Here is a 9,981-nt window from a genome sequence, read left to right as displayed (position 1 = left end):
GAACCTCGACCATCCGAAGATGGACGGGGTATCAACATATCTGGCGTTGATTTTTGGCACACTGTTGAGTTCTCAAGGAACGGACGCTTCCTTTGTACTCACCCTCTCGGGCTTTCCTCCGGGCGCTTCCCTTCGGTCTTGCGTTCCAACCTTACCAGATCCGTTTTCCGTTCCGTTTCCGGTTCGGATTTCATTTCCGGTGGCCGTTGGAGGGCCTTTTTGCCTTTCGGCTGATCCGAACTTTATCAGAATCATCTTGGCCGACCTAATCGGCGCGGTGATTCGGATAAGGAATCGGGAAGCGGCTCCGCGGAAATCATTTCCCAGCGAAAGCCAGACAGACTCTAAATGTTCACGCCCGAACTTGTCCAGTCCGAGGCAACCGTTAAAATCTACCTCCCCACGAGTCCCGTGTCAACGGGTGCTGCGGGGCGAAGAGGAGACTAGCAGCTCACAGGGCCCGCACGCACATCACGCGGCCGTGGGGAGCTCGGCGCTGCGGTCGGCCTCCTCCACGTCGCCCATGTCTCCTGCACGGGCCGCGCGGCCGCCCAGGATGTAGACGTACGCGAGGAAGCCCAGCTCGGCGACGATGCCGATGGTGACGCGTGCCCATGTCGGCAGACCGGAGGGGGTCACGAAACCCTCGATGAGGCCCGACACGAACAGCACCAGCGCGAGGCCGATGGCCATGCCGAGCGCCGCCCGGCCTTGCTGGGCGAGAGCGGTCCGGCGGCTCAGCGGGCCCGGGTCGATCACCGTCCAGCCGAGGCGCAGCCCGGTGCCGGCCGCGACGAACACAGCCGTCAGTTCGAGCAGGCCGTGCGGGAGCACCAGCCCGAGGAAGACGTCGAGCCGGCCGGCCGAGGACATGAGCCCGATTCCTACGCCCAGATTCAGCATGTTCAGGAAGAGGATCCAGATGACCGGAAGGCACAGGAAGGCGCCGAGGGTCAGACACATGGCGGCTGCCTGAGCGTTGTTCGTCCAGACCTGGGCGGCGAACGAGGCCGCGGGATGGCTCGAGTAGTAGGTCTCGTACTCCCCGCCGGGGCGGGTCAGCCGACGGAGTTCTTCCGGTGCGCCGATCGCGGACTGAACTTCCGGATGGGTTCCGATCCACCAGCCGATGAGGGCGGCGACAAGGGTGGAGAGCACCGCGGTCGGTATCCACCAGTGCCGGGAGCGGTAGACGGCGGCGGGAAACCCGGCGGTGAGGAAGTGGAGCGCGTCCCTCCAGCTCGACCGCCGGGTGCCGGTGACCACAGCTCGTGCCCGTGCCACGAGCTGGGTGAGCCTCGCGGTCAACGCCGGTTCAGGAGCGCTGGACTGTACGAGAGAGAGATGAGTGGCCGTGCGCTGGTAGAGGGCGACGAGCTCGTCTGCCTCCGCACCCGTCAGGTGACCGCCCCGGCGAAGGAGGTGGTCCAGGCGGTCCCACTCTGCGCGGTGGGCTGTCACGAAGACATCGAGGTCCATGGTCGGCTGCTGCTCCAGGCACTGGGTGCATTGCGTACGGTCCGTACTACTTCACTGCTGCACTACTGCGACACGCTGTCGGTCAGCTTGGCAGACTGGGGGATCAAGGGGCAGGGAAGACCGGAGAACCGCGAAGACAGGGGGCAGCAGTGAGTGGGCTAGTGACGGGGGACGCGGTCGTACTGGGGCTGCAGCCGGCGAGACTGCCGAGCCGGGCGCTCGCCCTCGTGATCGATCTCGCCGTCATCTGGACCGTGTACCTGTTCCTGTCGATCGGTCTGGCGCTCGCGACGGCGTCACTGGACGAGGCCGCTGTCATGGCGGTGTCCATCGCGTCGTTCCTGCTGGTCCTCGTCGGTGCGCCGATAGCCGTGGAGACCCTCAGCCATGGGCGTTCCCTGGGAAAGCTGGCCTGCGGGCTGCGGGTGGTCCGGGACGACGGCGGGCCGATCCGGTTCCGGCACGCGCTGGTGCGCGGGGCGATGGGCGTCGTAGAGGTCCTCTTCACGTTCGGGGTCATCGCCTGCATCGCTTCGCTGGTGTCGGAGCGGGGCCGGCGAATAGGCGACGTCTTCGCCGGAACACTCGTCGTGAGGGAGCGGGTCCCGGCCGCCCGCGGCCCGATGGCGTCGCCTCCTCCGCCGCCGTGGCTGGTCGGACGGTTCGCCCAGCTCGACCTGTCGGGTGTGCCGGACGACCTGTGGCTGGCGATACGCCAGTACCTGACCCGTATGAGGCAGCTGGATCCAGCCGTGAGCTGGTCCATGGCGCAGCGCCTGGCCGGTGATCTGGCGGAGCGTACGGGGACGCCGGCGCCTGAGGGCGTGCCGCCGGCCGCGTACCTGGCGGCCGTGGTCAACGAACGGCAGGCCCGTGATGCCCGTCGGGCGTTCACCGCGGCCGCGCGCGAAGCCGGCCCCGGGCCTGCTGCTGCCGGTCCCACCGCGGCCGGTCCCACTGGGGTCCCCGCGGACACGACGGTCGACCGCCCGAACCGGCCTGTCGACCGCCCTGACGCGCGGTCGGCCACTGCCGGGACAGGAGGCAGCCTGCCGCTCCCCCGCCCTGCTGCGCCGGCCCCGGCCCACGTCCCCCCGACCGGGACGCCCGGAGGATTCGCCCCTCCCGCCTGAACGACCGACCACCCGAGCACCCGAGCACCCGAGCACCCGAGCACCCGAGCACCCGAGCACCCGAGCGGAACGCCGCGCCCTCGGCAGCGGCCACGGTCGGCGGACCGGCCCGACGAGCCCCCGGCATGGACGGCCCGCTCGGCGCACCGCCGTCAGCGGAAGGTGGAGGGCGGGCTCTCGAGGTCCTCGAGCTCGATGCCTGGCGCCGCAAGGACCACGTCACCGGCGATGTGAACCGCGTGCTGCTCGCCCGTGTCCAGGGCGCTGACCTGGTATTCGTCCACCGTCAGAAGGCCGTTGTCAGTGGTGTGCGCTTCACTTTTCACCAGCGCCCAGGACTGGTCGACGGTCCGGGGTGCCAGTACGGGGTCGGTGAAGGCGACGAGACGGACGCGGGTGGCGGGGGCGCCTGGTGCGAGGCGCAGTAGACGGGCCGTTGCGACGAGAAAGGCGGGGGATGTGCCGGTGAACGCGTGGGCGGGGGCGTTGCCTTCACGTGCGTCGGTTCCGGTCGGGTCGGTGCGGACCCACGTGACGCCGTCGATCGCCGCGCCGCGGACCTGCCAGCTCGCCGCGTGGAGTTCGAGACGGATGGGGCGGCCCAGCTCGTCGAGCGCGAGGTCGACGGAGCCGGCGTCTTCGCCGGAGGGAGTGGTGGTCCGGGAGACGTATCGCCAGCCGGAGGGGCCGGGGGCGCACTGGAAGTGTTCTTCACCGAGGGGGGTGTGGTCGTGCGGATCGTGGAGCGAATAGCGGCCGCGGGGCATGGGGGCGTAGGTGTCCTTGTGCGGTGAGGCGTGAGCCGGAGCCGTTCGAGGAGGGTACGGGGCAGGCCCCCGACACGGGGGTGCGGGGGCCTGCCTGGTACTGCTCTGCGAGTACTGCCTACGGCGCTGCGCCACGCCGTCGTCGTGATCAGTAGCGGTAGTGGTCCGGCTTGTACGGGCCGTCGACGTCGACGCCGATGTAGGCGGCCTGCTCCGGGCGCAGGGTGGTCAGCTTGACGCCGAGGGCGTCGAGGTGGAGCCGGGCGACCTTCTCGTCGAGGTGCTTGGGCAGCACGTAGACGTCGGTCGGGTACTCCTGCGGCTTGGTGAACAGCTCGATCTGCGCCAGGGTCTGGTCCGCGAACGAGTTGGACATCACGAACGACGGGTGGCCGGTCGCGTTGCCCAGGTTCAGCAGACGCCCCTCGGACAGCACGATCAGGACCTTGCCGTCGGGGAAGGTCCAGGTGTGGACCTGCGGCTTCACCTCGTCCTTGACGACACCCGGAAGCTGCGCCAGGCCGGCCATGTCGATCTCGTTGTCGAAGTGGCCGATGTTGCCCACGATCGCCTGGTGCTTCATCCGGGCCATGTCCGAGGCCATGATGATGTCCTTGTTACCGGTCGTGGTGATGAAGATGTCGGCCGTCTCCACCACCTCGTCCAGCGTGGTCACCTGGTAGCCGTCCATCGCCGCCTGCAGCGCGCAGATCGGGTCGATCTCGGTGATGATCACCCGGGCGCCCTGACCGCGCAGCGACTCCGCACAGCCCTTGCCCACATCGCCGTAACCGCACACGACCGCCGTCTTGCCACCGATCAGCACATCGGTGGCACGGTTGATGCCGTCGATCAGCGAGTGCCGGCAGCCGTACTTGTTGTCGAACTTCGACTTCGTGACAGCGTCGTTCACATTGATCGCCGGGAACAGCAGCGTCCCGTCACGGTGCATCTCGTAGAGACGGTGGACACCGGTGGTGGTCTCCTCCGTCACACCGCGGATCTCGGACGCCAGCTGCGTCCACTTCTGCGGGTTCTCGGTGAGAGTGCGGTTCAGCAGGCGCAGGATGTGGCTGTACTCCTCGCTGTCCGCGGTGGACGGGTCGGGAGCGGCGCCCGCCTTCTCGAACTCGACGCCCTTGTGGACCAGGAGGGTCGCGTCGCCGCCGTCGTCCAGGATCATGTTCGGGCCGCCGGTGGGCGTGTTCGGCCAGGTCAGCGCCTGCTCCGTGCACCACCAGTACTCCTCCAGCGTCTCGCCCTTCCAGGCGAAGACCGGGATGCCCTGCGGGTTCTCGGGGGTGCCGTTCGGGCCGACCGCGATGGCGGCGGCGGCGTGGTCCTGCGTGGAGAAGATGTTGCAGGAGGCCCAGCGGACCTCGGCGCCCAAGGCGGCAAGGGTCTCGATGAGGACGGCGGTCTGCACGGTCATGTGCAGGGAGCCGGTGATCCGCGCGCCGGCGAGCGGCTGGGCGTCGGCGTACTCCTTGCGGATCGACATCAGGCCGGGCATCTCGTGCTCGGCGAGAGTGATCTCCTTGCGGCCGAAGGCGGCGAGGGAAAGGTCGGCGACCTTGAAGTCCTGGCCATTGGCGACAGTCGACATGCGAGCTGCTCCTCGTGGTTCGGGTCGAGGGTGGTTACGGCTGGCTCTGCGGCGGCCGGGGCATACGAATGCCCGGGAGTCCGCAGGACAGTCCGTCGGAGGCCCTCTCTCCCTCGGCCGGTCCGCGCGGGACCGCCCGACCGCCATCAGCAGCGACGTCTGACTGGTTACGAATCTACACCGATCGGCCCAGCCGACCCCAGCCCGCCCAGGTAAGGGTTCCGGCCAGTCTCCGGGTGCGGGAACGCGGCCGGTCCCGAGGCTTCCGGGCTTTTGACATGGCCGGAATCTGGTGCACGATGCTGCGACATCCCGCTGGTGGATCGGGGCCATCCGCACGATCCGGCGGGACGAGCGTTAGGAGAACCACGTGACGAGTCCGGCGAGCGGGCAGCGGGCGTTGAAACTGCTCGCGGTGACGGCCTGCCCGACAGGCATCGCCCACACATACATGGCGGCGGAGAAGCTGACGCAGGCCGCCGAGGTCCTCGGTGTCGACATGAAGGTGGAGACCCAAGGATCCATCGGCGCCGAGAACGTACTCTCTGACAACGATGTCAGAGAGGCGGACGGCGTCATCATCGCCGCAGACAAGGATGTCGACCGCAGTCGCTTCGCCGGAAAGAAGGTGCTGGCCGTCGGCGTCGCGGAGGGAATCCGGCACCCGGAGCAGCTGATCGAGCGGGTGCAGCGCGCCCCGGTGCAGGGTGTCGCCGGCGAGGAGGCCGGGGACGCGGGCGCTGCGCAGGGCTCGGTCGGCAGCGGCAGCGGCAGCGGCAAGGAACGCAGCGTCGTGTACAAGGCGCTGATGAACGGTGTCTCGTACATGATCCCGTTCGTCGTGGTGGGCGGGTTGCTCATCGCCGTCTCGCTGGCGCTCGGCGGTGATGCGACGGCCGAGGGCTATGTCATTCCCGAGGGCACCTTCTGGGCGCAGGTGAACGCGATCGGCGTCGTCGGCTTCGAGCTGATGATCCCGATCCTGTCCGGGTACATCGCCTACGCGATCGCCGACCGGCCCGCACTGGTACCGGGCATGATCGGCGGATGGATCGCCGGGCACGGCGAGTTCTACGACTCGGAGGCCGGCGCCGGCTTCATCGGGGCGATCGTCACCGGCTTCCTGGCCGGCTACCTCGTTCTGTGGATCAAGAAGGTCAAGGTCCCCAGGTTCGCCCAGCCGATCATGCCGATCATCGTGATCCCCGTGGTGGCCACGACGGCACTCGGCCTGTTCTTCGTGTACGTGATCGGTGAACCGATCTCGTGGGTCTTCACGCATCTCACCGACTGGCTCGGCGGTCTGACGGGCACGAGAGCGGTCCTGCTCGGCGCACTGCTGGGTCTCATGATCGCGTTCGACATGGGCGGGCCGGTCAACAAGACCGCCTTCCTGTTCGGCGCCGGCCTCATCGCGACCGGCAACCAGACCGTGATGGGGATGTGCGCGGCCGCCATTCCGGTCATGCCGCTGGGGCAGGGTCTCGCCACCGTGATCCGGCGGAAGCTGTACTCGGAGCAGGAACGCGAGACGGGTATGGCCGCGTTCTTCATGGGCATGTTCGGCATCTCGGAGGGTGCGATCCCGTTCGCGGCCGCCCGTCCGGCGCAGGTCATTCCGGCGAACATGCTCGGTGGTGCGGTCGCCGGTGCGATCGCGGGCATGGCCGGTGTCGAGGACGCGGTTCCGCACGGCGGACCGATCGTCGCGGTCCTGGGCGCGGTCGGCGGTGTGCCGATGTTCTTCCTGGCCGTCGCCGCGGGCACGGTCGTCACCGCGATCACGACCAACGCGCTGATCGGCCTCAAGGAGCGTGCCGGCCGGGGCGCGCCCGCTCCCGCCCTCGCCGGTGCCGCCGGTGCCGCCGGTGCCGAGACCGCAGCCGCCGATCGAGCCCTCGTGGGCGCGACGCCGGCCGAAACGGGAGTCGCTGCCGGGTCCAGGACGCGAGAAGCGGCCACGTCCCAGTCCCCGACCGCCGCTGCGGCGGGTGACGCGCCGGGTGACGGGAGCCCGGACGACAGCGGCATCCTGTCCGGCTATCTGACCGCGCAGACCGTGCGGGTGCGGCTCGACGCCGACAGCAAGGACGCCGCCATCAAGGAGATGGCCGCGATGCTGGCCACCACCGGCAAGGTGGCGGACCCCGAGGCGCTGGTGCGTGCCGCGCTTGCACGTGAGGAGCAGGGCACCACGGGGCTCGGCGAGGAGATCGCCGTCCCGCATGCGAAGACGGACGCTGTCACATCTCCCGTCGTCGGATTCGCCCGCTCCGCGGAAGGCGTGGAATGGGGATCGCCGGACGCCACCAAGGCCAAGTTGATCTTCATGATCACGGTGCCGGAGGCCGCCGCGGGCGACGAGCACCTGCGCATCCTGGCCATGCTGTCCCGCAAGCTCATGGACGTGGAGTTCCGTGAGCGCCTGACGGCGGCGCCGGACGAGGCCGCGATCCTCGCCGTACTGCGCGAGGTCCGCTAGCCGGCGGACCGGCCGGGCCGATCAGCCGGGCCGACGACCACAGCCACGTCGACGTCCCCATCCACGTCCCCGGGCAAGGACAGTCCCCGGGCAAGGACACACGCACGACAGGCACGTACAACGGCGAGGCACGCGAACGGCAAGGCAGGCGAACGGTCAGGAACAGCCAACGGTGAAGGCCCCCGGACCAGCGCCGCCGGCATTACCCGTGGCACGCGGTCCGGGGGCCTTCCCCGTTCGACTCGGGACGACCGGCTCAGTGGCTGGAGCCGCCCGGCGACTTGCCGAGGTCGGTGCCCGCGGCAGCCACCGACTCGTTGTAGATGTCCGGCTCGAGGTAGATCACACGCGCGATCGGCACGGCCGCACGGATGCGGTCCTCAGCGGCGTTGATGGCCTGCGCCACCTCGTCGGCGGTCTCGTGCTGCTCGACGGCGATCTTCGCGGCGACGAGCAGTTCCTCGGGACCGAGGTGGAGCGTGCGCATGTGGATGATGCGGGTGACGGTCCGGCCGTCGACCGTGGCGGCCTTGATCTTCTCGATGTCGTCCGTGCCCGCGGCCTCACCCAGCAGCAGCGACTTGGTCTCCGCGGCGAGCACGATGGCGATCACGATGAGCAGGACACCGATGCACAGGGTGCCGATGCCGTCCCAGACGCCGTCGCCCGTGGCCAGCGCGAGGCTGACGCCGCAGAGGGCAAGGATCAGGCCGACCAGGGCGCCCAGGTCCTCCAGGAGCACCACGGGAAGCTCGGGCGCCTTGGCCCGGCGCACGAACTGCGTCCAGCTGAGCTTGCCGCGCACCACGTTGGATTCCTTGATGGCGGTGCGGAACGAGAACGTCTCGGCGATGATCGCGAAGACCAGCACGCCGACCGGCCAGTACCAGGCCTCGATCTCGTGCGGGTGCTTGATCTTCTCGTAGCCCTCGTAGATGGCGAACATGCCACCGACGGAGAACAGCACGATGGAGACGAGGAAGGCGTAGATGTAGCGCTCGCGCCCGTATCCGAAGGGGTGCTGGGGGGTCGCCTCGCGCTGGGCCTTCTTGCCGCCGAGCAGCAGCAGGCCCTGGTTGCCCGAGTCGGCGAGCGAGTGGACGCTTTCGGCGAGCATCGACGACGAACCACTGAAAAGGAACGCCACGAATTTGGCCACCGCGATTGCGAGGTTCGCGGCGAGTGCTGCCACGATCGCCTTGGTACCGCCTGACGCGCTCATGCTTGCCCGATGTCCCTTCGTACGTACGCCGACCGGTCCTGCGCACGGTCTCGGCGGTGCGCCATTGTCGCAGCAGCCGTCCGCGGTGCCGACTCAGGCCACCACAGTCGCACGGAAGACCGTGCCGGGACCGCCGTCCGTACCCGAGATCTCCACGTTCTCCCCGGCCGGCACGAACGCCGACTCGCCCGGTGCCAGCCTCAGTTCACCGGCCGTGACGCCGCCCGCGGTGCAGAGCAGGATCTGCGGCGTGGACGCGGTCACGTCGCGCGGCTCCGCGTCGGGCGCGAGCACGTAGCGGGACAGCCGGAACTCGTCGATGGGGGTGTCGTAGACCTCTTCGCCCGACGGTGACGCCTCGGGGCGCAGCACGGCGGGTTCGGTCGCCTCGAACCGGACGATGCGCAGGAGTTCGGGGACGTCCACGTGCTTGGGGGTGAGACCGCAGCGCAGCACGTTGTCGGAGTTGGCCATGATCTCGACGCCGAGCCCGTCGAGGTAGGCGTGCGGCACCCCGGCACCGAGGAACAGCGCTTCTCCCGGCTGCAGTTGGATGTGGTTGAGCAGCATCGCCGCGATGACGCCGGGGTCACCCGGGTAGTGGCGGGCGATCTCGGCGTACGGGGCGTATGCCCCGCCGAGCCGTTCGGCGGCGGCCGCGGCCTCCGCGACGGTGGCCGCCATCTCCTGCGGGTCCGCGGTCAGTACGGCGGTGAGCACCTCGCGGAGGGCGGCGTCCTCGGGCTGGGCGTACAGGAGGTCGACGTACGGCTTGAGGGAGTCGACCTCGAGTCCGGCGAGCAGTTCGGCCGCGGCGGCGGGTACGCGGAAGCCGCAGAGGCCGTCGAAGGGCGTGAGCGCGCAGATCAGTTCCGGCTTGTGGTTGGCGTCCTTGTAGTTGCGGTGCGGCGCGTCGACGGGGACTCCCGCGTTCTCCTCCGCGCCGTAGCCGTCCCTGGCCTGGGCGAGATCCGGGTGGACCTGGAGGGACAGGGGTGCGGCGGCGGCAAGGAGCTTGAGGAGGAAGGGCAGCCGGGGACCGAACTTGGCGACGGCCGCCTCGCCGAGCTCGCGTTCGGGGGCGGCGGCGATCACGTCGGACAGGGGCTGGTCCGCCTCGCCGCCGCGGGTGACGCGGGACGGTGCCCCCGGGTGTGCTCCCATCCACATCTCGGCCTGCGGCTCGCCGGTGGGAGCGACGCCGAGCAGCTCCGGGATGGCGGTCGTGGACCCCCAGGCGTAGGGGCGCACGGTGTTGGCGAGGCGATCCATGGTCTTCCTGGTCCTTCGTC

7 protein-coding genes are annotated in these 9,981 nt (G+C 69.3%); 2 read left to right on the top strand and 5 right to left on the bottom strand.

Annotation, left to right across the window (positions count from 1 at the left end):
* Positions 1-471: 471 nt before the first annotated feature.
* Positions 472-1,479, bottom strand: a complete 1,008-nt coding sequence (locus ACIPJI_RS17860) for a stage II sporulation protein M (protein WP_402247155.1) — start codon at positions 1,477-1,479, stop codon at positions 472-474.
* 149 nt (positions 1,480-1,628) lie between these two features.
* Here ACIPJI_RS17860 and ACIPJI_RS17855 point away from each other — a divergent pair, with 149 nt between their 5' ends.
* Positions 1,629-2,612 (top strand): RDD family protein, encoded by a 984-nt coding sequence (locus ACIPJI_RS17855; protein ID WP_402247154.1) that lies wholly within the window; start codon positions 1,629-1,631, stop codon positions 2,610-2,612.
* 152 nt (positions 2,613-2,764) lie between these two features.
* Here ACIPJI_RS17855 and ACIPJI_RS17850 read toward each other — a convergent pair whose 3' ends face one another.
* The gene (locus ACIPJI_RS17850; RefSeq protein WP_402247152.1) at positions 2,765-3,379 is read right to left on the bottom strand and encodes a hypothetical protein; all 615 of its coding nucleotides are present in this window, start codon (positions 3,377-3,379) and stop codon (positions 2,765-2,767) included.
* 148 nt (positions 3,380-3,527) lie between these two features.
* On the bottom strand, positions 3,528-4,985 hold the full coding sequence (ahcY, locus tag ACIPJI_RS17845) for an adenosylhomocysteinase (RefSeq protein ID WP_402247150.1): 1,458 nt from the start codon (positions 4,983-4,985) through the stop codon (positions 3,528-3,530).
* 451 nt (positions 4,986-5,436) lie between these two features.
* On the opposite strand from ahcY, the gene ACIPJI_RS17840 reads away from it, so the two are divergent.
* Positions 5,437-7,467 (top strand): fructose-specific PTS transporter subunit EIIC, encoded by a 2,031-nt coding sequence (locus ACIPJI_RS17840; protein ID WP_402247195.1) that lies wholly within the window; start codon positions 5,437-5,439, stop codon positions 7,465-7,467.
* Positions 7,468-7,723: 256 nt separating this feature from the next.
* On the opposite strand, the gene ACIPJI_RS17835 is transcribed toward ACIPJI_RS17840, so the two are convergent.
* Together ACIPJI_RS17835 and manA are read right to left on the bottom strand one after the other, a co-directional pair.
* Positions 7,724-8,689 carry a cation diffusion facilitator family transporter gene (locus ACIPJI_RS17835; protein ID WP_356625183.1) on the bottom strand — a complete coding sequence of 322 codons (966 nt, stop codon included), beginning with the start codon at positions 8,687-8,689 and terminating at the stop codon, positions 7,724-7,726.
* A gap of 93 nt (positions 8,690-8,782) precedes the next feature.
* Positions 8,783-9,961: a mannose-6-phosphate isomerase, class I gene (manA, locus tag ACIPJI_RS17830; RefSeq protein WP_402247148.1), complete on the bottom strand. Its 1,179-nt coding sequence runs from the start codon at positions 9,959-9,961 to the stop codon at positions 8,783-8,785.
* Positions 9,962-9,981 lie beyond the last annotated feature (20 nt).

The sequence above is a fragment of the Streptomyces sp. NPDC086835 genome (assembly GCF_044745705.1).
GTDB lineage: Bacteria > Actinomycetota > Actinomycetes > Streptomycetales > Streptomycetaceae > Streptomyces.
Note: the sequence above shows the minus strand (reverse complement) of the source record. Positions and strands in the feature narration are given on the sequence as shown.

What these genes read in the sequence shown, in the direction of transcription:
- ACIPJI_RS17860 (WP_402247155.1), bottom strand. Translation starts at nt 1,479, where the DNA reads ATGGACCTCGATGTCTTCGTGACAGCCCACCGCGCAGAGTGGGACCGC.
- ACIPJI_RS17850 (WP_402247152.1), bottom strand. Translation starts at nt 3,379, where the DNA reads ATGCCCCGCGGCCGCTATTCGCTCCACGATCCGCACGACCACACCCCC.
- ahcY (WP_402247150.1), bottom strand. Translation starts at nt 4,985, where the DNA reads ATGTCGACTGTCGCCAATGGCCAGGACTTCAAGGTCGCCGACCTTTCC.
- ACIPJI_RS17840 (WP_402247195.1), top strand. Translation starts at nt 5,437, where the DNA reads ATGGCGGCGGAGAAGCTGACGCAGGCCGCCGAGGTCCTCGGTGTCGAC.
- ACIPJI_RS17835 (WP_356625183.1), bottom strand. Translation starts at nt 8,689, where the DNA reads ATGAGCGCGTCAGGCGGTACCAAGGCGATCGTGGCAGCACTCGCCGCG.
- manA (WP_402247148.1), bottom strand. Translation starts at nt 9,961, where the DNA reads ATGGATCGCCTCGCCAACACCGTGCGCCCCTACGCCTGGGGGTCCACG.